The 21,551-nt window shown below is 64.9% G+C and carries 14 protein-coding genes; 5 read left to right on the forward strand and 9 right to left on the reverse strand.

The features are described 5' to 3' along the window. Window positions 1-163: 163 nt before the first annotated feature. The 6 genes from QRN22_RS05550 to QRN22_RS05575 all read right to left on the reverse strand — a co-directional run bounded on the left by QRN22_RS05550 (window position 164) and on the right by QRN22_RS05575 (window position 9,091). Window positions 164-2,566: an efflux RND transporter permease subunit gene (locus QRN22_RS05550; protein ID WP_042553354.1), complete on the reverse strand. Its 2,403-nt coding sequence runs from the start codon at window positions 2,564-2,566 to the stop codon at window positions 164-166. Window positions 2,567-2,601: 35 nt separating this feature from the next. Next, window positions 2,602-3,639, reverse strand: a complete 1,038-nt coding sequence (locus QRN22_RS05555) for a WD40/YVTN/BNR-like repeat-containing protein (protein WP_285401684.1) — start codon at window positions 3,637-3,639, stop codon at window positions 2,602-2,604. 49 nt (window positions 3,640-3,688) lie between these two features. Continuing rightward, complete coding sequence (locus tag QRN22_RS05560; protein ID WP_042553642.1) at window positions 3,689-5,047, reverse strand: DUF1329 domain-containing protein; 1,359 nt, start codon at window positions 5,045-5,047, stop codon at window positions 3,689-3,691. A gap of 24 nt (window positions 5,048-5,071) precedes the next feature. Continuing rightward, window positions 5,072-6,709, reverse strand: a complete 1,638-nt coding sequence (locus QRN22_RS05565; RefSeq protein ID WP_082045773.1) for a DUF1302 domain-containing protein — start codon at window positions 6,707-6,709, stop codon at window positions 5,072-5,074. A gap of 85 nt (window positions 6,710-6,794) precedes the next feature. Next, on the reverse strand, window positions 6,795-7,562 hold the full coding sequence (locus QRN22_RS05570; protein WP_042553641.1) for a coniferyl-alcohol dehydrogenase: 768 nt from the start codon (window positions 7,560-7,562) through the stop codon (window positions 6,795-6,797). A gap of 47 nt (window positions 7,563-7,609) precedes the next feature. Further along, window positions 7,610-9,091 (reverse strand): benzaldehyde dehydrogenase, encoded by a 1,482-nt coding sequence (locus tag QRN22_RS05575; RefSeq protein WP_269432929.1) that lies wholly within the window; start codon window positions 9,089-9,091, stop codon window positions 7,610-7,612. 267 nt (window positions 9,092-9,358) lie between these two features. Here QRN22_RS05575 and QRN22_RS05580 point away from each other — a divergent pair, with 267 nt between their 5' ends. Together QRN22_RS05580 and QRN22_RS05585 are read left to right on the forward strand one after the other, a co-directional pair. Then, window positions 9,359-11,122 carry a sigma-54-dependent Fis family transcriptional regulator gene (locus QRN22_RS05580; protein ID WP_042553639.1) on the forward strand — a complete coding sequence of 588 codons (1,764 nt, stop codon included), beginning with the start codon at window positions 9,359-9,361 and terminating at the stop codon, window positions 11,120-11,122. Window positions 11,123-11,262: 140 nt separating this feature from the next. After that, a complete protein-coding gene (locus QRN22_RS05585) occupies window positions 11,263-11,724 on the forward strand; it encodes an REP-associated tyrosine transposase (RefSeq protein ID WP_042553658.1) in 462 nt (153 codons plus the stop codon). Window positions 11,725-11,914: 190 nt separating this feature from the next. Here QRN22_RS05585 and QRN22_RS05590 read toward each other — a convergent pair whose 3' ends face one another. The 3 genes from QRN22_RS05590 to QRN22_RS05600 are packed head-to-tail and all read right to left on the reverse strand — an operon-like array spanning window position 11,915 to window position 17,159. Further along, window positions 11,915-15,001 (reverse strand): efflux RND transporter permease subunit, encoded by a 3,087-nt coding sequence (locus tag QRN22_RS05590; RefSeq protein WP_042553638.1) that lies wholly within the window; start codon window positions 14,999-15,001, stop codon window positions 11,915-11,917. After that, window positions 14,998-16,065 carry an efflux RND transporter periplasmic adaptor subunit gene (locus QRN22_RS05595; RefSeq protein WP_042553637.1) on the reverse strand — a complete coding sequence of 356 codons (1,068 nt, stop codon included), beginning with the start codon at window positions 16,063-16,065 and terminating at the stop codon, window positions 14,998-15,000. Before QRN22_RS05595 ends, QRN22_RS05590 begins: the two co-directional genes overlap by 4 nt. After that, window positions 16,062-17,159 (reverse strand): efflux RND transporter periplasmic adaptor subunit, encoded by a 1,098-nt coding sequence (locus QRN22_RS05600; RefSeq protein ID WP_042553636.1) that lies wholly within the window; start codon window positions 17,157-17,159, stop codon window positions 16,062-16,064. The genes QRN22_RS05595 and QRN22_RS05600 overlap by 4 nt, the downstream gene beginning before the upstream one ends. 179 nt (window positions 17,160-17,338) lie before the next feature. On the opposite strand from QRN22_RS05600, the gene QRN22_RS05605 reads away from it, so the two are divergent. From QRN22_RS05605 to QRN22_RS05615, 3 genes are all read left to right on the forward strand, one after another. Next, complete coding sequence (locus tag QRN22_RS05605) at window positions 17,339-18,400, forward strand: PA0069 family radical SAM protein (protein WP_042553635.1); 1,062 nt, start codon at window positions 17,339-17,341, stop codon at window positions 18,398-18,400. Between the two features lie 274 nt (window positions 18,401-18,674). Further along, on the forward strand, window positions 18,675-19,400 hold the full coding sequence (locus QRN22_RS05610) for a carbonic anhydrase (protein ID WP_042553634.1): 726 nt from the start codon (window positions 18,675-18,677) through the stop codon (window positions 19,398-19,400). 1,172 nt (window positions 19,401-20,572) lie between these two features. After that, window positions 20,573-21,478, forward strand: a complete 906-nt coding sequence (locus QRN22_RS05615; protein ID WP_042553633.1) for a helix-turn-helix domain-containing protein — start codon at window positions 20,573-20,575, stop codon at window positions 21,476-21,478. Window positions 21,479-21,551: the final 73 nt, after the last annotated feature.

A 21,551-nucleotide genomic window follows, 5' to 3' on the forward strand; every position in this document is an offset into this window, starting at 1 on the left:
GAAAAGGCGAATCCGGGACAATGGCCCAGGCGTCTGCGTGGCGAGCGCTGACCAGGCGGCCATCCGCGCTTGTATCGCTGATCGACCGCTGAGGCCGATAGCTGGCGCCCGGCCAATGTGTACTGGGTGGCGAAATTGTCGCGCCTGGCCAGCAGATCACGCCTCAGCCAGGCGCTTTTTGCCGGCTTCCTCTTGGCAGCAAGAGCCAGCCCAGCGCTGGCATCAGGATCAGCGCGCCCAGCATGTTCACCAGGAACATGAAGGCCAGCAGGATGCCCATGTCAGCCTGGAACTTGATCGGCGAGAACGCCCATGTGGCGACGGCAATCGACAGGGTGACGCCAGTCAGCAGCACCACTTTGCCCGTGAACAGCAGCGCCTGTTGGTAGGCGCTGGCCAGCGAGTCACCCGCGCGTAGGCGCGCCAGCAGAACGCTGAGCACGTACAGGGCGTAGTCGATGCCGATGCCCACACCGAGAGCGATGACCGGCAGCGTGGCGACTTTCACGCCCATGCCCAGGGCCACCATCAGCGCCTCGCAGAGTACCGAGGTGAGCATCAGCGGCAGCACCGCGCAGAGCGTCGCGCGCCAGCTGCGGAAGGTCACCAGGCAGAGCAGCGCCACCGCGCCGTAGACCCAGAACAGCATCTCGCGCATGGCCTGACCAACCACGATGTTGGTCGCTGCTTCGATCCCAGCGCTACCCGCAGCGAGCATGAACTGCGTGCCTTCCACCTGCCGTTCGGCAATGAAGGCTTCGCTGGTGGCGACCACCCGTTCGAGGGTTTCGGCCTTGTGATCGGCCAGGTAGACGTACAGAGACAGCAGCGAGCAACCCTGATTGAACAGCTCACGGGGAGCGCGGGTCTGCACGGCGCCGAGGGCGCCGTCGTTGGGTACCAGCTCGTACCATTTGAGGTTGCCCTCGTTGTAGCCGACTCCGGCGATCTTGCTCAACTCGGCCATGGAGTTGGTCGCCTCCACGCCGGGCAGTTGCTCCAGGCGGGTGGCCAGTTCGTCCACGGCGGCCAGGGTCGGGTAACGGGTGCACTGGTCTTCTCCGGTGCGTACCATGACCACGAAGATGTCCGAGCTGGCGCCGTAGTTCTGCGTCATGAACAGCGCATCACGGTTGTAGCGCGAGTCGGCCCGCAGCTCCGGTGCGCCCGGGTCGAGGTCGCCAATCTTCAGGTGCAGGCTGACCGCGAAACCGAGCACCGCCAGCGCGAGGCCTGCGGCGATGGCGACCAACGCCCAGGGGCGATCGGTGAAGCGCACCAGCAGCGGCCAGAGCGGGTTGCCACCGTTGCCGGCTCGCTCGGCCTGCTCGGTTTTCAGGCTGCGCTGGGCGGCTTTCGGGCTTACGCCGAGATAGCTGAGCAGAACCGGTAGCAGGATCAGGTTGGTGAAGACCAGCACCGCCACCCCCAGGCTGGCGGCGATGGCCAGGTCGCGGATGGCCTGGATGTCGATCACCAGCAGCACGGCAAAGCCCACCAAGTCGCAGAGCAGTGCAGTGACCCCCGCCGCGAACAGGCGTCGGAAGGTGTAGCGCGCCGCGATCACGCGGTGGGTGCCGCGGCCGATGTCCTGCATGATGCCGTTCATCTTCTGCGCGCCGTGGCTCATGCCAATGGCAAAGATCAGAAAGGGAACCAGCGCCGAATAGGGATCGAGCGGATAGCCCAGGCTGGCCAGCAGGCCCACCTGCCAGAGCGCCGCCACCAGCGAGCAGGTCACCACGATCAGCGTGCTACGCAGGCAGCGGGTGTAGCCGTAGAGTACCGCCACGGTCACCAGCACCGCGGCGAGGAAGAACAGCGCCATCTGCCCCAGGCCTTCGATCAGGTCGCCGATGATCTTGGCGAAGCCGGTGATGTGGATCTGCAGCGTGTCGCTCTGGTACTTGTCGCGCAGCGCCTCCAGCTGCCGGGACAGCTCGCCGTAATCGAGTGCCGCGCCGGTCTGCGGGTTGATGTCGAGCAGCGGCAGGAGGATCACGCTGGACTTGAAATTGGCCGCCACCAACTGGCCGATCTCGCCGGAGCGGGCGACATTGGCGCGGATCTGCTCGATGCTCGCCGGCGAGCCGTCATAGTCGTCGGGAATCACCGTGCCGCCATCGAGGCCTTCCTCGGTCACCGCCGTCCAGCGCGTGGTCGGCGTCCACAGCGACTTCATGTAGGGCCGGTCGACGCCAGGCAGCAGGTACAACTCGTCGTTGAGCTTGGCCAGCGTATCCAGGTAGCCGCGCTCGAATATGTCGCCATCCTTGACCTCCACGGCGATCCTCAGCGAGTTGCCCAGGCCGCTCAGTTCGCTGCGCGCCGCCAGGAAGTTGGCGATGTAGGGGTGGCCGGTGGGGATGGTCTTCTCGAAGCTGGCGTTGATCTCGATGCGCGTGGCTTGCCATCCCAGCAACAGGGTCACTACCAGGCAGACCAGAATGATCCACGGCCGGTTGTTGAAGATGCCTCGTTCCACCCGGTTGCCGCTGTGCGGGTCGAAGTCTTCCAGGCGGGCCGTCACGGTGTGTTCCGTGCTCGGCAGATTCTCGTATTGCATGTCGTGCTCCTACTGCTTGATCTGTGGCACGCGGTTCAGGGAATGGTCAGCGGTGCACGCACGCCGCCAAGGCCGGCGCCCAGCAACTGGCCCTCCGCGCTCTCGGCAAGGCTGGCGATGGCACTGCCAGATAGTCGGCCGAGGGGTTCGATGCTCTGTTGGGCGACGTGCACCAGCTCGCCGTCCTGGCTGGCGAGCAGCAGGCGGCCGTCATCCAGCGCCAGACCCGCCACGAAACTGGACTGGATCGGGCTCGGCAAGGCTCGCCAGTGCTCACCGCTGTCCTGCGACAGCCAGGCGTTACCCCGCAGGCCAAAGGCCAACAGCTCGCCGCCGCGCCCCGCGAGCAGACCGAAGAAGCTGCCCTCGTAGGGCGATGCAAGGGCCTGGAAGGAGTTCCCGGCATCGGTCGAGCGCAACAGCAGGCCTCGCTCGCCTGCGATGAACAGGTTTTCGCCCTGCGCTCGAATGGCGTAAAGGTGCAGACCGCTGGGGTTGTCCAGGCGGCTCATCCAGGGTTGCCAGCTCAGTCCGCCGTCCTGTGTATGCAGGATCAGGTTGTAGGCACCGACCACGAAGCCGCGCCGTGCATCGCTGAAGTACAGGTCGAGGAAAGGTTTGTCCGGGCCGTCTTGCACCAGCCTGCGGGCCTCGTCGAGCAGGCGCTGATCGCCGCTGGACTCGGCAGCGGCCAGCGCCAGGCGCGCGGCCTGGATGCCATCGAGCTGCTTGTGCCAGGTCTCGCCGCCGTCCTCGCTGTGCAGCACCACGCCAAGATGACCGGTGGCCCAGCCACGTTGTGCATCGACGAACTGCACGGCGGTCAGGCTGACGCTCACTGGCACCTTGGCCTGGCGCCAACTGCGCCCGGCGTCATCGGAGAGCAGTACCGTGCCGCGCTCACCGACCGCTACCAGACGCTCACCGGCGCGGGCCAGGCCGAGGATCGCCGAGCGCTCGGCGCGCACGTTCTGCAGTGCAGGTGTGTCCAGAACCACGGGAGCTGCCAGTAATGGCGCTGTTAAGCAGCCAGCCAGGCACAGCCCGACCGACCAGTTGCATAGGCGTTTCATAGGCGAATCTCCTGAGTGCGACGCCCTGAGCGCCGCACTCGCCAGCGGGTCAACGGATGCTGGAGTTGGCCATCGCGTCGGGGGTGAAGAACGAGGCTGCCGGTCGCGCGACCTTCTGGTACTGCACGCCAAGATCGTTGCTGGAGGAGTTGAGGAAGTAGGCGCCGGTGTCGAGGTTGTAGCTGCCCCACATGACCTGAGCGGTCAGTGCCGGCAGGTCGGGCGCCAGCAGGGTCAGGCTGTAGAGCTGGCGAACCAGGCGGCTCTGAGCGTCGTAGCCGTCCACGAGCAGCACCTGCCAGGAGTCTTCATCGATGTAGTAGGTTCGCCGTGGCACCACGTGGCGCTTGCCATCCTTGAGCGTGGCCTCGACGACCCAGACGCGATGCTTCTCCCAGCGCACCAGATCCGGATTGAGGAATTTGGGCTGTACCAGTTCGTCGCTCGTGGCGAGCCCGGCGCGGTTGTTGTTGTAGGGCACCAGCAGTTCTTTCTTGCCCACCAGCTTGAGGTCATGCCGGTCGGTTGGCCCGAAAATCATGAACGCCTCGTCGAACAGGCCCACGCCTGAGGTCACGAAGTCCGGCGTGTCGTACGCGATGTTCGGCGCACGCCGCACGCGCCGCTGGCCAACCAGGTACTGCCAGGCGGCGCGGGCCGACGGGTCGGTGTCCCAGTGCGTCATCAGCCCCTCGCCAGCCTTGGACGACGGCAACTCGGTGTAGAGCTTGCCCCACATGTACTTGCCCTTGAAGCTCTCCAGGTTGCCTTCCTCGAAGTAGTAGGGGAACTGGTAGGTGTACTGGGCGCGTGTGGCTTGCACCTTGCGGCCACCAGCGGTCATCAGCCAGGTATCGAAAGGCGAGCTGATGGTGTCGCCGCCCTGCCAGGACAGGCGGTAGTTCCACAGCACCTCGGCGCCGTTCTGTGGGATCGGGAAGGGGATTCCGCCGTAGGCGCCACTGACCTGTTCGCTGGCCACATCGAGGTTAGCGCGGGAGGCATTGGCGAAGGTGTTGTCATACACCCATTGCGGCGCCGCAGCGCTGCGATGGGTCGGGTAGACATCCAGGCGATAGTCCGGGTATTTGCGCAGCAATGCCTGCGTACCCTCGGCCAGTTGCGTGGCGTACTGCTCGAGATTGGCAGCGGTGATGCTATAGAGCGGCTTTTCCCCGGCGAAGGGGTCCGGGCGCTTGTCACCGCTCTTGAAGCCGGCGGCTACCTGAGTGACGCCACCGCTCCACGCGGGGATGCTGCCATCGGCGTTGGCGCTGCGCTCGGCGCCCATCGGCGTGAGTTCACTTTTCAGGCGGGCAGCCTGCTCGGGGGATACGGCAGCCTGGGAAAGCCCGCTGCCCAGCAGAGCGAGGCTGAGCAGCGACGAGATACAGAGAGTCTTTTGCATGGAATCGCACCTTTTTTCTTGTTCTTAAAAAGTCGTTTTCACGTACAGGGAGACGAAGTCGCGGTCGGCCAGCGACTGCTGGTAACTGAAATCCCCTGCCTCGTTCAGGCCGGCACCCGTGGCGCCGAAGAAATTCACGTAGTTGAGGCCCGCCTCCCAGCGCTGCAGATAGGTGGCCTTGAGCCCGACGCTCCAGTCGCCCGCATGGCTGTTGCCGAAGCCGGACTTGCTGACCGCCGACGAGCGCCCATCGAGCACCATCCCGATGCCGATCGGCACGCTCAGGTCGACGCCGTCTGCCACCTGGAAGTACGCCGGCTCGGCGAGCACGCGCAGCGCCGTGGCGTCGCGGGTGGTGTTGCCATCCAGGGCGGCGCGGTTGTCGGTGACGCTCAGGGTGCGGTTCCAGGCCAGCTCGGCCAGCACCGAGCCGCCGTCCCAGAGTGCCGAAGGCGGCAGCAGGTAGATGGTCGAGAGGTTGACGTGTGCCGTGCGGCCCTTGGCGTAGAGCGCATCGTCGGCGTTGTCGGCCAGTTGTCCCGGCGCGACCACCTGCAGGTTGCTGACCAATGGCGCGTCCCAGCGTATCGAGGTCTCGCCCGCGAAGTTGAAGTCGCCATAGGCGGTGGAGAAACTGGCGCCAACGGTCTTGATGTCCTCGGCCAACACCTGCCGGTACTCGCCGAGAATCGGCAGGCCGGTGGCGGCTGCAGCCGGACCGTCGATGTAGGCGTACAGGCCACTTGGCGCCTTGTCGTGGTACTTGGCCGCGTACAGCCCCAGCTCCAGCTCGGTACCCTCGGGTTTGAAACGGATTTGCATGCCACCCTGGCCGCCGTTGCGCGCCTCGATGTCCTTGCCGTGCACGGTGCGGTTGCCGAACACCTGCTGCAGGTCACCCGAGCCCTCGCCGATGGCATCGCTGTCACTCAGGTAGCTACCGGCACCCGGCAGGCTGGAGCGCTCCCAGTCGAACTGGTAGTAGGCACCAATCGACAGCTGCGGATTGATCTGCAACTGGCCGGATATCTGGTTGACCGGGCGCAGGATTTCCTTGAACTGCGTGCCCGGCACACTGAGCAGCTTGACCACGTCGGTCGGCCCCTGCGCCGCGCCGATGCCATTGCCGCCGTAGAACAGGCTTTCGCCATACACCAGGCTGTGCCGGCCAAGACGCAGCACGCCTTGGGACACCTCGCCCAAATCGCCGCGCAGATAAACGAAGGCGTCGAGCAGTTCGGCATCACGGCCGTGCAGTTCACGGGTGTCGGAGAGAAAACGCGGCTGTTCGCTGCTGTCGGTGTCCTGATTGTAGATATGGTCATACCAGGCCGCGCCGCTCACCCGCATGCCGTAGTTCTGATGGCTGAGATCCACCTCGGATAGGATGTCGAGGCGATTGGAGACCAGCCCTCGACTGAAGTTCTTGTCACCCTGCCCCTGGATCGATGGATACAACCCGCCTGCCGTCGAGGCGTCGGTCAGGCGATTGTCAGCGCCGTGCAAGCGCCAGGCCTGGCTGTATTTCAGCGTGTTGTCCCAGCGCAGTTGCCAGTCACTGGAGCCCAGGTCGATTTGCGCAGCCTGAGCCGGCGCAGCGATGTTCATGCTGACGGCGAACGCCAGCAGGGATGCTTTGACGCAATGCTGTGTTTGGTTCATGTCGATCCTCATTATTCTTGTTGTCGGACTTGATGACCGCCCAGCGGGCGACCAGGGCTAGAACAATGCCGAGCGCCTCCGCCGCTCAGACATAGGTGGATGCCAGCCCGCCATCGACGGGCAGGTTGACGCCGTTGATCCAGCGCGCCTCGTCGGCGCAGAGGAAGGCGATCGCCGCAGCGACTTCGTCCGGGTAGGCCGGCCGCTTGATGCGATGGGCATCGGCTTCGACGCGGGTCTGGCCGAGCATCTCGACGAAATCGCCAAGGATCGGGGTGAACACCGGGCCCGGCGCCACGCAGTTCATGCGTACCGAATGGGCGAGGAACCAGGGTTGAGCCTGTACCAGGCTCCAGACGATCAGCGCCTCCTTGAAGTATTGGTAACTACCGTTCGCCGGCAGTGGATGTTCGGCCAGCCAGGCCTCGCCAGCGGCAAAGCTCTCGGTGGCAGCCAGGGCCTTGTGCGCCGCCAGCCGCTCGGGCCACTGCGCGCCGAGAATCGACGCCACGTTGACGATGCTGCCGCCGACGACGAGGCGCGGCAGCAGGGCCACGCTCAGGTGGCGCAGGCCGAGGTAATTGACCCGCGCCAGCAGGGCCGGATTGGCGGTGCCGGGCACGCCGGCGACGTTGCACAGGCCATCGAGTTGCCCGGGCAATTGCGCCACCGCGCGGTCGATGCTCGCCACCGCTGCGAGATCGACCTCGATGAAACCGTCCAGGGTCAGGTGTGGCGGGTTGCGATCCAGGCCGATGACGCGGGCGCCGTGGAAGCGCAGCAGTCGCGCGGTTTCCGCGCCGATGCCGGACGATACGCCCGTCACCGCGAAGGTCTTGCCGCTCAGGTTCATGTCATTTCCTTTTTGTTGTTCTTGTCTGGTGTCTGGAGCGATGCGACTCAGAAGGGGTACTGCGGCGGGGTTTCCTTGACCGTCACCCATTGCCATTGGGTGAACTCGTCCCAGTTGGCCGGGCCGTTCATGCTGCTGCCGTTGCCCGAGTTGCCACGCCCACCGAACGGGTTGACGCAGTCGTCATTCACGGTCTGGTCGTTGATATGCAGCATGCCGCAGTCGAGCCTTGCCCCCAGGCTCATGGCGCGGCCAACGGAACGGGAGATCACTGCTGCGGCGAGCCCGTATTCGCTGCGGTTGGCCAGTTCGATGGCCTCTTCGTCGCTGGCGAAGCTGGCCACGCAAGCCACCGGCCCGAAGAGTTCGCGGTCGAAGGCCGGCATGCCCGGTTTGAGATGACTGAGCACGGTGGGCTGGTAGAACAGGCCCTCGTAACGACCGCCGATCTGCAGCCTGGCACCGGCGCCTACGCTGTCGAGCACCATCTGGTGGGCACGCACGAGCTGGTTCTCGTTGATCATCGGGCCGAGCTCCACCTCGCCGCTGGCGGGGTCACCGACGCGCAGCCGCCGTGTACGCTCGACCAGCCCCTCGACGAAGCGCTCGACCAGCGATTCATGCACCAGAATCAGCCCGCTGGCCATGCAGATCTGCCCCTGATGCAGGAAGGCGCCCCAGCTGGCGCAGCTCAGGGCGCGCTCCAGATCGGCGTCTTCGAGAACGATCAACGGGTTCTTGCCGCCCAGCTCCAGAGCGACCTTCTTCAGGTTTCGCCCGGCGGTTTCCGCCACCTTGCGCCCTGCTGCCGTGGAGCCGGTGAAGGCGATCATCCGCACGTGGGGATCGGCACACAGCGCAGCCCCGGTATGGGCGCCGCCGGGCAGCACATGCAGCACACCCGCGGGCAGGCCGGCCTCTTCGAACAGGCGGGCGATCAGGAAACCACCACTGATCGGCGTCTGTGGATCAGGCTTGAGCACCACCGCATTGCCGGCGGCGAGAGCTGCTGCGACAGAGCGAATGGACAGGATCAGCGGGAAGTTGAACGGTGAAATCACCCCGACCACGCCGTGGGGCAAGCGCCGTGCGTAGGACAGCGTGCCAGAGTTGCTCGGCAGCACCAGGCCGTGCGGTTGCATCACCTGCCCGGCGGCCAGTTGCAGGAACAACACCGCTTCGCGAACTTCATGGTGAGCCTTGAGCAGAATGCCGCCGGTTTCGCGGGCGATGAACAGCGCGCACTCGTCGGCATGCGCCTGCAGCACCTGTGCAGCGCGCAGGAATATATCCGCCCGCTGGCGTGGGGCGACCGCCTCCCAGGCCGCCTGGTGGCGGGCTGCGCTGGCGGCAGACTGGGTGATGTCTTCGGCCCGGGCTTCCCCGGTAATGGTCAGGCAATGACCCGTGGCCGGCTCGATGACGGCGGTGCGGCCACCGGCCAGCGGTGCTTGCCAGGCACCAGAGAACAGCTTGCCTTCCCAGAGCCCTTCATCCAGCAAGGCGTGCGTCGATTGCGATTGCGGCAGTCGAGACATGGTGTCTCCTTGGAGTATTGTTGTTTTAAGTGATTTGCCAGTGGGCCTGAGGCCTATCGCAAAGAGCGTGCCCAGATATTCGTAGGCGTCTGGGCTGCGTAGAAATCCACAATAATTTCAATAAATTGGATGCATTCATCGGTTTCGGGACGTGTTTTTCAAGGCGCTTCAAGGTCTGTGAAAATTCGCAAATGAGCAGCTGCGAAGTGGTCTCGTCGGTTCCGAATTGATGAATTGCGCACGTGCGGAGCCGTAGTCATGCCCGATCCTCATCGCATTTCCCTGAACGCTCTGAGCAATATCGAGACGCCTCATTACCGTGGCGCCAGCGATGCGCTCGACTGGCAGAACGCACCGACCCTGCGCGACCTGACCGAGTGCCTGTTCTTCTCGCCGGGGGACGGGCGCATCTGGCTCAACGACCAGCGCATGGTGTTGCTGCACTGCGAGGCGCTGGGCGCATTGCGGCGCGAGCTGATCGACAGCCTCGGCCTGGAGCGCGCGCGTGGCCTGCTGACGCGTGCGGGTTACCTGTCCGGTGCCCGGGACGCTCGCCTGGTGCAGCAACGTTGGGGCGGCGCCGAACCGGCGTCGATCTTCGCTGCCGGCATTCGCCTTCACGGGCTCGAGGGCATGGTCAAGGTGGAGCCGGTGCACTTCGAGTTCGACGTCGACCGTGGCCACTACGACGGCGAGTTTCTCTGGCATCACGCCCACGAGGACGATGAACACATCGCCGCCTACGGCATCGGCAACGATCCTGCCTGCTGGATGGAAATCGGTTATGCCACCGGTTATGTAAGCGGCCTGTTCGGCCGTCTGGTGGTCTTTCGCGAGGTGGAGTGCCGGGCCATGGGCCATCAGGTATGCCGGGTGCTGGGCAAGACCGCCGAGCTGTGGGGCGATGTGGAGGAGGATCTGCGTTACCTGAACGCGTCCGCTGACGAGGGCGAGCACTGCCGGCTGGATCGCGCGCCCTATCAGCCGTTGTCAGCCGCCACGGCGGAAAGCGATGAGGGCCGCATGATCGGTGCCTCGGCGGCCTTCAACGCTGCCTATCAGTCATTGCAGCGGGTAGCGCGTACCCCGGCCACGGTGCTGTTCGGTGGCGAGTCGGGGGTGGGCAAGGAGTTGTTCGCCAGCAACCTGCACCGCATGAGCGAGCGGCGCGACGGGCCTTTCGTCGCCCTCAACTGCGCGGCCATCGCCGAGAGCCTCATCGAGGCGGAATTGTTCGGTGTCGAGCGCGGCGCCTACACCGGCGCCAGCCACTCGCGTGCCGGTCGCTTCGAGCGCGCCCAGGGCGGCACGCTGTTTCTCGACGAGGTCGCCTGCCTCAGCCTGCCGGGGCAGGGCAAGCTGCTACGGGCTCTGCAGGAACGCGAGATCGAGCGGGTCGGTGGTACCTCGGTCATCAACGTCGACGTGCGGGTGATCGCGGCGACCAATGTGGATCTGCGCGCCGCCGTGCGCCGGGGCGAGTTTCGCGAGGATCTCTACTACCGGCTCAACGTCTACCCGATCCACATTCCGCCGCTGCGTGAGCGCCGCGACGACATCCCCCTATTGGTGGACTTCTTTATGCGCCGTTATTGCGAGCGCTATGGACGTACACCGGTCGGCTTGACCATGCGCGGCATCAAGGCGCTGCTCAACTACGATTTTCCCGGCAACATCCGCGAGCTGCAGAACCTCATCGAGCGGGGGGTGATCGCCAGCAACGAGGGGGCGGCGATCGACCTCAACCACCTGTTTCGCGATGAGGAGTTGCCTGCCGAGTTCTACTCGGTGCTGCAGCAGGGGCGCCTGGTGCAGAATCATGAGCTCGACCGGCAAACGGACCTGCTGACCCGCCTCGGCTGCCCGGATCTACCGGAGGCCAGCCTGTCGCTGGAGGCATTGGAAAATCAGCTGCTGGAGCAGGCGCTGCAGCGCAATGCCGGCAACCTGGCGGCTGCCGCTCGCCTGCTGGGGCTCAGCCGCGCCCAGTTCGCCTACCGGCTCAAGCGGGCACGGGGGTAGCTGAAGATCGTTCGCGGGCATGGCCCGCTCCCACAGGTCTCGCGGGGCTCACAACTTACCTGTGGGAGCGCGCCATGCGCGCGAATAGGTAGCGAGCACTACACTGGCATCTGAATCAACACGGAGGTCGATTCATGCTGATGTCATCGAAACCGGGTTATCGCGCTTTGCGCAGAGGCCGAGCTTCCTGCCCCGCAATGGCCTATCTGATCACCACCATCACCCGTGACCGCCAGCCGGTGTTCAGCCATTTCGCCGCTGGCTGTGCCGCAGCGCGCTGCTTTGAGACGCCAATGCTTCTGCGCGATAGCCGCATGCTCGCCTGGGTGCTGATGCCGGATCATGTGCACTGGCTGGTTCAGCTCGGGGAGGCGGACAGTCTTGCTGCGCTGATCAATCGGTTGAAGTCATCCAGCAGTCGGTTGGCTGGGAAGAACGTCGGCAGGGCAAAGGGAATCTGGCAGGCGGGCTTCCACGATCATGGCCTCCGGGCAGAGGAGGATCTGCTTGGTGTCGCGCGTTATATCGTGAGCAATCCGCTGCGTGCCGGTCTGGTCAGGCGGGTGGGTGACTACCCGTTTTGGAATGCGGTCTGGCTCTAGGCTTGTGGTTTTTCGCGGGCATGGCCCGCTCCCACAGAGTTCGCGTTCGACAGCACATTGTGTGCCGTCCACAAATCCCCTGTGGGAGTGCGCCATGCGCACGAAGGGCCTACCGAGCACCGCTGATCTTGCTGAATGAACACAGGCTTATTGGTGGCGCGCGCCATGCGCGCGACGGGTCAGTTATCACTCACACCTGTGCATTCTCCCGCTGCTCATCGTTCGGCTCCTCGATGCGGTACCAGGCCACGTACAGGGCTGGCAGGAACAGCAGGGTCAGCAGCGTGGCGCTGAAGATGCCGCCGATCATCGCGTAGGCCATTGGCCCCCAGAACACTTCGCGGGCGATGGGGATCATGCCCAGGCTGGCGGCAGCGGCGGTCAGCAGGATTGGCCTGCGGCGGTGCTGGGTGGCGTCGATGACGGCCTGCCACGGCGAGTCGCCGCCACGCTCGAACTCGTCGATCTGGGTCACCAGAATCACCGAGTTGCGGATGATGATGCCGATCAGCGCCAGGATGCCGAGGATGGCCACGAAGCCCATGGGCGTGCCGGTGGGCACCAGCGCCAGCACCACGCCGATCAGCCCCAATGGCGCCACGCTGAATACCAGGAAGGTCTTCGCCACGCTGTGCAGCTGGATCATCAGGAAGGTGGCCATCAGGAACAGCATCAGGGGCAGCACGCTGGCGATCGGGCCCTGGGCCTTGCCGCTTTCCTCCACCGTGCCGCCGGTGGCCACGCTGTAGCCAGTGGGTAGCTCGTCTGAGAATTTCTGGATATCCGGCGCCAGGTCGGCGACCAGATCGGTCGGCTGGATCTCGCTGACCACGGCCGCCTTGAGGGTGATGGTCGGCTTGCGGTCGCGGCGCCACACCAGCGGCTGTTCCAGCTCGTAACCGACGGTGGCGAACGCACGCAGCGGGACGGCCACGCCGCTCGGGGTGACGATCTGCAGGTTCTCCAGGGTCTGCGGTGAACTGCGTTCGCTGTCTTCGGCCCGGCCGATCACGTCGATCAGGTAGATATCGTCCTTGACCTGGGTGACCGTGGTGCCGCTGACGATGCTGTTCAGCAGGTTGGCGACGTCTTCCGACGACAACCCGAACTGGCGCGCCTTGTCCTGGGCGATGTCGATGCGCAGCACCTTGCCTGGCTCGTTCCAGTCGTAGACCATCTCGCCGATGTCCGGGTTCTTGTCGAGCAGCGCCGCCAGTTCCAGGGCGTGCTTGCGCACCTGGTCGACATCCGCGCCGCTGATCCGGTACTGGATCGGCCGACCCACCGGCGGGCCCATCTCCAGCGGCTGGACGAAGCTGCCGATGCCGACGAAGTCCTCGCGCAGGCGCTTCTTCAGTTTGCCGACCAGCCGATCACGGGCGTCGATGTCCTGGCTGACGATCACCAGCTGGGCGTAGAACGGGTTCTGCAGTTGCTGATCCAGCGGCAGGTAGAAGCGCAGCGCGCCCTGGCCGATGTAGGTGCTCCAGCGAGCGATATCGGGATCGTCCTTGAGGCTGGCTTCGAGGCGGTCGACCTGGGCGCGGGTTTCGTTGATCGAGGCGTTCTGCGGCAGGTTCAGGTCGACGAGAATCTCCGGGCGATCCGAAGCGGGGAAGAACTGGCTCTGCACCAGGGTCATGCCTGCCAGGGACGCGGCGAACATGGCTATCGTCAGGCCGATGGTCCACCAGCGGTGCCGCATGGCCAGCAGCAGGCCCTTGTCGAAGGCGCGGGCGATGCGTCCCGGGCCGCTTTCCTTGGCCTTCATGCGTTTGGGCAGAATGTGCACGGCGATAACGGGCGCGAACACCACCGCCACCAGCCAGGACAGCGACAGCGCCACGGCGATCACCGCGAACAGGGTGAAGGTGTATTCGCCAGCCGAGCTGGCGTTGAGGCCGATGGGCACGAAGCCGGCCACCGTCACCAGGGTACCGGTGAGCATCGGGAATGCCGTGGAGGTGTAGGCGAAGGTGCCGGCGTCATGCAGCGAGTCGCCCTTTTCCAGGCGGGTGACCATCACTTCCACGGTGATCATGGCGTCATCGACCATCAATCCGAGGGCGATGATCAGTGCGCCCAGGGAAATCCGCTGCATGGTGATACCGCTGTACTCCATGAACATGAAGACCATGGCCAGCACCAATGGGATCGAGCAGGCGACCACCAGGCCGGCACGAATGCCGAGGCTGACGAAGCTCACCAGCATGACGATCAGCACGGCTTCGAACAGGGCGCGGGTGAAGCCGCTGACCGCTTCCTCCACCACTTCGGCCTGGTCGGACACCACATGCACGCCGACGCCCACCGGCAGGTCGGCGGTCAGCTCATCCATTTTCGTGTGCAGGGCCTTGCCGAAGGTCTGGATATTGCCGCCGTCGCGCATGGCGATGGCCAGGCCGATGGCCGGCTTGCCGTCGAAGCGGAACAACGACTGCGGCGGGTCGACGTAGCCACGGCTGATCTCGGCGATATCAGTGAGCCGATAGAAACGGTCGTCCAGGCGCAGGTTGACGTTGCGCAGGTCGGCTTCCGAGGCGAACTGGCCGCTGGTGCGTACGGAAATGCGCTCCGGGCCGGCCTCGATCACCCCGGAAGGCGTTACTGCGTTCTGTGCCTGCAGGCTCTGGATCACCTGGCTCTGATCGATGCCCAGGGCAGCCAGTTTGCGGGTCGAGAAATTGAGGTAGAACACTTCGTTCTGCTGGCCGACCATCTGCACCTTGCCGAGGTCGGGCACGCTGCGGATCTCGGCGCGCACCTGTTCGACGTAATCGCGCAGGGCACGCATGCTCAGGCCATCACCGGTGAAGGCGTAGATGGAGCCGAACACGTCGCCGAATTCGTCGTTGAACGACGGGCCCTGCAGGCCCTGGGGGAACTCGCCGCGAATATCGTCGATCTTCTTGCGCACCTGGTACCAGATGCCGTCGATATCGCCGGCCTTGGTGGTGTCGCGCAGGAACACCATGACGGTCGATTCACCGGGCCGCGTGTAGCTCTTCACGTAGTCCAGGGAGTCCAGTTCCTCGAGCTTCTTCTCGATGCGGTCGGTGACCTGGCTAAGGGTCTCGTCCACCGTGGCGCCCGGCCAGCGGGTCTGGATGACCATGGTCTTGATGGTGAAGGAGGGGTCTTCCTCGCGGCCCAGGTTCATGTAGGAGATCACCCCCATGAGCAGGGACACGAACATCAGGTACCAGACGAACGACTGATGCCGCAGCGCCCAGTCGGAGAGGTTGAAGCCGTTCTTGCGCGGCGCCTGCTGGTTCATGGTGCCACGCCCTCATCAATGCGTACTGCCTGGCCGTCCTTGAGCTCGCTCAAGCCGGCACTGACTACCTTGTCGCCAGCCGCCAGGCCCTCGACGCTGATCTGTTCGCCCTCGCGGCCGACTACCTGCACGGCGCGCGGGTGCACGGTTTTCGCTGCCGTGTCGATGACCCACACGCGGGTCTGGCCGTCGACTTCCTGCAGGGTGCTGGCCGGCAGCAGGCTGCGCGGCTTCTGTTCACGGGTCAGGCTGACGGCCACCGCGGTGCCCAGGCGCAAGCCGGGAGGGGTGTCTTCCAGGCTCAGGCGCGCGCGTCGGGTACGGGTCGCGGCGTCCGCACGGGGGCCCAGCTCGCGCAGTTGGCCGCGGGTGGCGATGCTCGGGTCGAGCTGGGAGGCGATGTTGAACTGCACCTGGTCGTCCAGGGCATCGGCCAGTTCCACGGGCAGGTCGAAAACCGCTTCCTTGACGTCGGGCCGAGCCAGCGTCACGACCTCCTGCCCGGCGCCGACCACCTGGCCAGCCTCCACGTGCCAGGCGGTCACCACCGCGTCGAATTCGCTGCTCAGGTTGCCGTAGGCGAGTCGGTCGCGGGCCTGCCGGGTGGCGGCTGCGGCCTGGTCGCGGCTGCTGCGGGCGCTGCTCAGTTCGGTCTGTGCCTGCTCCAGCACCGCTTTGGCGCCGACGCCTCGGTCGAACAGTTCCTGCTGGCGCCGGGCATTGGTCTGGGCGTTGATCCACTGCGCCTCGCTGCGCGCCTGATCACCTTCGCTGGCGCGCAGGGCGTTCTGCTGATCGGTGGGGTCGAGGGTGGCCAGGGTGGTTCCGGCCTTCACCTCGGCACCGGCATCCACCAGGCGCTGGGCCACGCGACCGCCAACCCGGAAGCCCAGGGTGCTCTGCACCCGGGCCTCGATGGTGCCGGCGAAACGGCCAAGAACCTGCTGGTTCTGCTGCTGCACCTCGGTGTACAGCACCGGGCGAATCGGCTCGGGCTTTTCTTCCTCGGCGCAGCCTGCCAGGAGCAGTGCGGCGAGCAGGGCGATACCTATGGAGCGCTTCATGGTTGATTTTCCTGCTCGCGCGCTTCGGCGATTTCCACTTTCTGGCCCGGATGCAGCAGCTGCCCGCCGGCCATCACCACGCGATCGCCATCTTGCAGACCAGCGCGGATGATCACCTTGTCGGTCAGGTAGCGGCCGACCTGCACGGGATGCAACTGCGCGATGTCGCCATCGCCCAGTCGCCAGACCGCCGGCTCGTGCTCGGCCTTGGTGAGTGCCGACCAGGGCAGCTCGACGCTGCGGCTGGCCGGGTTGCGCACATGCGCACTGACCGTCGCGCCCAGGGTCATCGCCGGCGGTACCTGCTCCAGGCCGACTTTGACCTGCACCGTGCCGCTCTGCGCCGAGACCTGAGGGTTGACCTCGCGAACCTTGCCTTCGGCGCTGACATCCGGGTTGTCCAGCAGGCTGACGCGCAGCGCCTGGCCAGGCTCGACCAGCAGCGCTTCGAAAACGTTGAATACCGCGTCGCGCTCACCTTCACGGGCCAGGCCGAAGATCGGCGTGGCCGCCTGCACGACCTGGCCGACCTCGGCCTGGCGGGCGGTGATTACCCCATCGCTCTCGGTGCGCAGTTCGGTGTAACCGCTTTGTTCACGGGCGTCGGCCAGCTGTGCTTCGGCTGCGGCCAGGCTGTTGCGTGCACTGCGGTCGCTGGCCAGGGCGCTGTCGTATTCACTGCGGCTGGTGTAGCCCTTGGGCAGCAATTGCTGCTGGCGCCAGAGGTTGGCTGCACTCAGTTTTACCTGGGCCCGCGCGGCTTCGGCGGCGGCCTCGGCGGAACGCACCGCGTTGCGTTGATCCTGCGGGTCGAGGCGCGCCAGCACCTGGCCAGCCTGCACGCTGTCGCCGACATCGACCAGGCGCTCGGTGATCTTGCCGCCGATACGGAACGACAGGTCGGTCTGCACCCGTGCCTGGATATCGCCGGTCAGCGTGGCATCGGCCGCGTAGTCGATCTGGCTCACGGTAGCCACCTTGACCCGTGGGTGCTGCGGCTCGGGTGGTGCCTCATCGGCACAGCCGGCCAGCAGCGCGACAGCCAGCGAGGCCGCGACAAGGCGAGGCGAGGCGAAGATCGATACGGGCGGCATGGGGGCTCCGGCACGGCAGGAAGCGAAGGTGTGTGCAAATGCGACCGCGGAAGGCGACGAACGGTTCAGGCAACCTCAGCGCTCCGCCGCCGCATCGGCATGGCGCGGCGACGAAGGTGACTTGTGTCGATGTGGATAAAACGAATACTGTGTTTATATACAGTTATCGAGCCTGCATCATGAATCCAATCACAGCCCCCCGCGGACGCGGCACCGCCAGCAAGCCCAACAACCGCTTCGCACCCACCAGCAGCGAGGCCGAGGACGATGGTTGGTACCAGGAGCAGACGCCGCAGACCTTCGTCACTGAAGTTCGCCAGGAGTTGGCGAAGACGGTGATCAGCCGCAACAACTCGCCGGATGTGGGCTTCGACCGTTCGGTGAATCCCTACCGGGGCTGCGAACATGGTTGCATCTATTGTTTCGCAAGGCCCAGCCACGCTTACTGGGACCTGTCACCGGGCATCGATTTCGAGACCAGGCTGATCGCCAAGACCAACCTGGCCGAGCGTCTCGAGGAACAACTGAGCAAGCCGGGTTACGTGCCGAAGCCCATTGCACTGGGCATCAACACGGACGGCTATCAGCCGATCGAACGTGAGCACCAGTTGACGCGCCAGGCGCTGGAGATTCTGCTGCGCTATCGCCATCCGGTCAGCATCATCACCAAGAGCGCACTGATTCTGCGCGACCTCGATCTGTTCGAAGAGCTGGCCAGCCTCAATCTGGTCAGCGTGGCCTTCAGCGTCACCACCCTGGACGATGAACTCAAACGCATCATGGAGCCGCGCACCGCGACGCCGAAGGCACGGCTGCGCGCCATGCGTACCCTGCATGAGCATGGCGTTCCGGTGGGCCTAATGGCAGCGCCGATGATTCCGATGATCAACGACATGGAGCTGGAGCGCCTGCTCGAGGCCGGTCGTGAGGCTGGGGCGAGCTCGGCCGGCTACGTGCTGCTGCGTTTGCCCCTGGAGATCGCCGGGCTGTTCGAGGAGTGGCTGCAGCGCCATTTTCCCGAGCGTGCCGAGCACGTGATGAGCCTCATTCGTCAGTCCCGCGGTGGCCAGAACTACGACAGCCGTTTCGGCGCGCGGATGAAGGGTGAAGGCCACTTCGCCGAACTGCTGGCCCAGCGCTTTCGCCTGGCCCGCCGCCGTTATGGTTACGACGGCAGCAAGCGAGCCGTTCTCGACTGCTCGCTGTTCGCGCCACCCGGGCAGCAGATGGGGCTGTTCTGAGGGCGATTCTCGTTGCCGGCATTCCTGGGTGTCGCAGCGCTCGCCACTGCGTAGCCTGGCGTTGGGCGAAGCGATACCCGGGGCAACCTTCGCGGACAAAAACTGGCTGAGGGGATGCTCGCGCTCACCCGCCGAGCGGAGATTTGTCACCCAGACGTGCCTTGAATCATCCTGGCACAGTCCAAGCCTTCGACCACTTGTCGGCAACCCTGCCGACTGGGAAGCTTGTGTACTGTCATAGGCTTCGCCCCCCATCCGTAAACGAGGTAACGCTATGCCTGGTAATCGTCGTTCTGCCGATGGCAAATCCGAGAAAAACGCCGCTTCCGCCGCCGAGGCGCTGGATCATCTGGTCGATGGCTTTCTGCGCTTTCGCCAGGATGTCTTCCCGCAGCAGCAGGCGCTGTTCAAGAAGCTGGCCCACGCTCAGTCGCCGCGCGCCATGTTCATCACCTGCGCCGATTCGCGCATCGTTCCCGAGCTGATCACCCAGAGCGAGCCGGGCGATCTGTTCGTGACCCGTAACGTCGGTAACGTCGTGCCGCCCTATGGGCAGATGAACGGCGGCGTTTCCACCGCCATCGAATATGCCGTGGCGGCATTGGGCGTCCAGCACATCATCGTCTGCGGTCACTCCGATTGCGGCGCGATGAAAGCGGTGCTCGACCCCGCCACGCTGGAGCGCATGCCCACGGTAAAAGCCTGGCTGCGCCATGCCGAAGTCGCCAAGACGGTCGTCGCCGACAACTGCGGTTGTGCCGATCACACCACCCTGGGCGTGCTCACCGAAGAGAACGTGGTGGCCCAGCTCGACCACCTGCGCACCCATCCATCGGTAGCCTCGCGCCTCGCCGCCGGGCAGCTGTTCATCCACGGCTGGGTGTACGACATCGAAAGCTGCCAGATCAAGGCGTACGACTCGGAAACCGGCGAGTTCCGCCTGATCGGTGACGGCCCGCTGCCGATGGCGACCCCGCGCGCTCGTTATCCTCAGAGCTGAGTCTGCTCGCTGTGGTTGGGCGCGTGGCCCGCTCCCACAATGGATGGCACGATGCCGGCTCACCGTTTCCTGACCGCGATGGTGGATGAAAGAGCGTCAGCTACGCGCCTTGATCCACCCTGCATCTGTGTGGGAGCGCGCCATGCGCGCGATTCGCGGGCGTGGCCCGCTCCCACAATGGATGGCACGATGCCGGCTCACCGCTTCATGACCGCGATGGTGGATGAAAGAGCGTCAGCTACGCGCCCCGATCCACCCTACATTTGTGTGGGAGCGCGCCATGCGCGCGAATCGCGGGCGCGGCCCGCTCCCACAATGGATCGCACGATGCCAGCTCACCGCTTCCTTACCGCGATGGTGGATGAAAGAGCGTCAGCTACACGCCTCGATCCACCCTGCATCTGTGTGAGCGCGCGCCATGCGCGCGATTCGCGGGCGTGGCCCGCTCCCACAATGGATGGCACGATGCCGGCTCACCGCTTCCTGACCGCGATGGTGGATGAAAAGAGCGTCAGCTACGCGCCCCGATCCACCCTGCATCTGTGTGGGAGCGCGCCATGCGCGCGATTCGCGGGCGCGGCCCGCTCCCACAATGGATCGCACGAGGCCAGCTCACCGCTTCCTGACCGCGATGGTGGATGAAAGAGCGTCAGCTACACGCCCCGATCCACCCTGCATCTGTGTGGGAGCGCGCCATGCGCGCGAATCGCGGGCGTGGCCCGCTCCCACAATGGATGGCACGATGCCGGCTCACCGTTTCCTGACCGCGATGGTGGATGAAAGAGCGTCAGCTACGCGCCTTGATCCACCCTGCATCTGTGTGGGAGCGCGCCATGCGCGCGATTCGCGGGCGTGGCCCGCTCCCACAATGGATGGCACGATGCCGGCTCACCGCTTCATGACCGCGATGGTGGATGAAAGAGCGTCAGCTACGCGCCTCGATCCACCCTGCACCTGTGTGGGAGCGCGCCATGCGCGCGAATCGCGGGCGTGGCCCGCTCCCACGGTGGATCGCACGAGGTCAGCTCACCGCTTTGCGATCTCAGCGTGGATGAGCAGGGCGTGGGTGTGACCGGGTTCTCGCGGCGAGGTCAGTCAGCGAACCCCTCGGACTGTGCTAGGGTCTCTAGTCGATAGCTATTTCGACAAGAACAAGAGCAGGCTGCCGAGCCATGTCCCGAACGCAAAGAACGCTCGATCCCTCCTACGAGTTGATGGATGACCACGAGGGTCATTCGCTGATCTATCGCCAGCACGGCTTTCCCAGCCCGCTGGTGCGTTGGCATTTCCACAAGGAATACGAGCTGCACCTGATCGTTGCCAGTTCCGGCAAGGTGTTCATCGGCGACTACATCGGCAATTTCTCCCCCGACACCCTGTTTCTCACCGGCCCCAACCTGCCGCACAACTGGATCAGCCAGATGAGTGCGGGCGAGGCGGTGGCCGAGCGCGACATGCTGGTCAACTTCACTGACGAGGTGCTGGAGAGCGGCACGGCGGTATTCGCCGAGCTCAAGGATCTGCAGCCGCTGCTCAGCCGGGCCCATTACGGCATCGAGTTCCGCTGCGAGCGCACCATCGCCGAGGCGCGTCAGCTGCTGCAGCGCATCGCCGACTCCCAGGGCATGACCCGGTTGGGCAATTTCTTCATCCTCATGGAGCTGCTCGCCGCTTGCGACGACTACCAGTTGCTGTCGGACAGAACCGCTGCGCAGCTGGCTGACGAGCACCATGTCGAACGCATCAACCGCGCGGTGGATTACATCTTCCAGCACTACGCCCAGGAGCTGACCCAGGAAGAAGTGGCCGAGTATCTGGGCATGACGCCCACCTATTTCTCGCGTTTCTTCAAGCAGGCCACCGGGCGTGGTTTCGTCGAGTTCGTCAATCGCATGCGGGTGAGCAAGTCCTGCGAGCTGCTGACCCAGAGCGACAAGCCGGTGACTCAGGTGTGTTTCGAGTCGGGCTTCAACAACATTTCCAACTTCAACCGGCGTTTCCAGCAGCTCAAGGGCATGACGCCCAGCGGCTATCGCAGGCTGGTCACGCAACGGGTTACCGAGCAAAACCTGTACTGATTCCGTCGCTCTCATCCACCGGGAAGATGCAGAAAGGCTCGTGCTTGAGCCTATCTGCTGCATTTCATGACCG

This window comes from Pseudomonas sp. MEJ086 (assembly GCF_030209025.1).
GTDB classification, from domain to species: Bacteria; Pseudomonadota; Gammaproteobacteria; order Pseudomonadales; family Pseudomonadaceae; genus Aquipseudomonas; species Aquipseudomonas fulva_A.

Coding starts and splice junctions, on each gene's coding strand:
- QRN22_RS05550 (WP_042553354.1), bottom strand. CDS start 2,566: ATGCAATACGAGAATCTGCCGAGCACGGAACACACCGTGACGGCCCGC.
- QRN22_RS05555 (WP_285401684.1), bottom strand. CDS start 3,639: ATGAAACGCCTATGCAACTGGTCGGTCGGGCTGTGCCTGGCTGGCTGC.
- QRN22_RS05560 (WP_042553642.1), bottom strand. CDS start 5,047: ATGCAAAAGACTCTCTGTATCTCGTCGCTGCTCAGCCTCGCTCTGCTG.
- QRN22_RS05565 (WP_082045773.1), bottom strand. CDS start 6,709: ATGAACCAAACACAGCATTGCGTCAAAGCATCCCTGCTGGCGTTCGCC.
- QRN22_RS05570 (WP_042553641.1), bottom strand. CDS start 7,562: ATGAACCTGAGCGGCAAGACCTTCGCGGTGACGGGCGTATCGTCCGGC.
- QRN22_RS05580 (WP_042553639.1), top strand. CDS start 9,359: ATGCCCGATCCTCATCGCATTTCCCTGAACGCTCTGAGCAATATCGAG.
- QRN22_RS05585 (WP_042553658.1), top strand. CDS start 11,263: ATGTCATCGAAACCGGGTTATCGCGCTTTGCGCAGAGGCCGAGCTTCC.
- QRN22_RS05590 (WP_042553638.1), bottom strand. CDS start 15,001: ATGAACCAGCAGGCGCCGCGCAAGAACGGCTTCAACCTCTCCGACTGG.
- QRN22_RS05595 (WP_042553637.1), bottom strand. CDS start 16,065: ATGAAGCGCTCCATAGGTATCGCCCTGCTCGCCGCACTGCTCCTGGCA.
- QRN22_RS05600 (WP_042553636.1), bottom strand. CDS start 17,159: ATGCCGCCCGTATCGATCTTCGCCTCGCCTCGCCTTGTCGCGGCCTCG.
- QRN22_RS05605 (WP_042553635.1), top strand. CDS start 17,339: ATGAATCCAATCACAGCCCCCCGCGGACGCGGCACCGCCAGCAAGCCC.
- QRN22_RS05610 (WP_042553634.1), top strand. CDS start 18,675: ATGCCTGGTAATCGTCGTTCTGCCGATGGCAAATCCGAGAAAAACGCC.
- QRN22_RS05615 (WP_042553633.1), top strand. CDS start 20,573: ATGTCCCGAACGCAAAGAACGCTCGATCCCTCCTACGAGTTGATGGAT.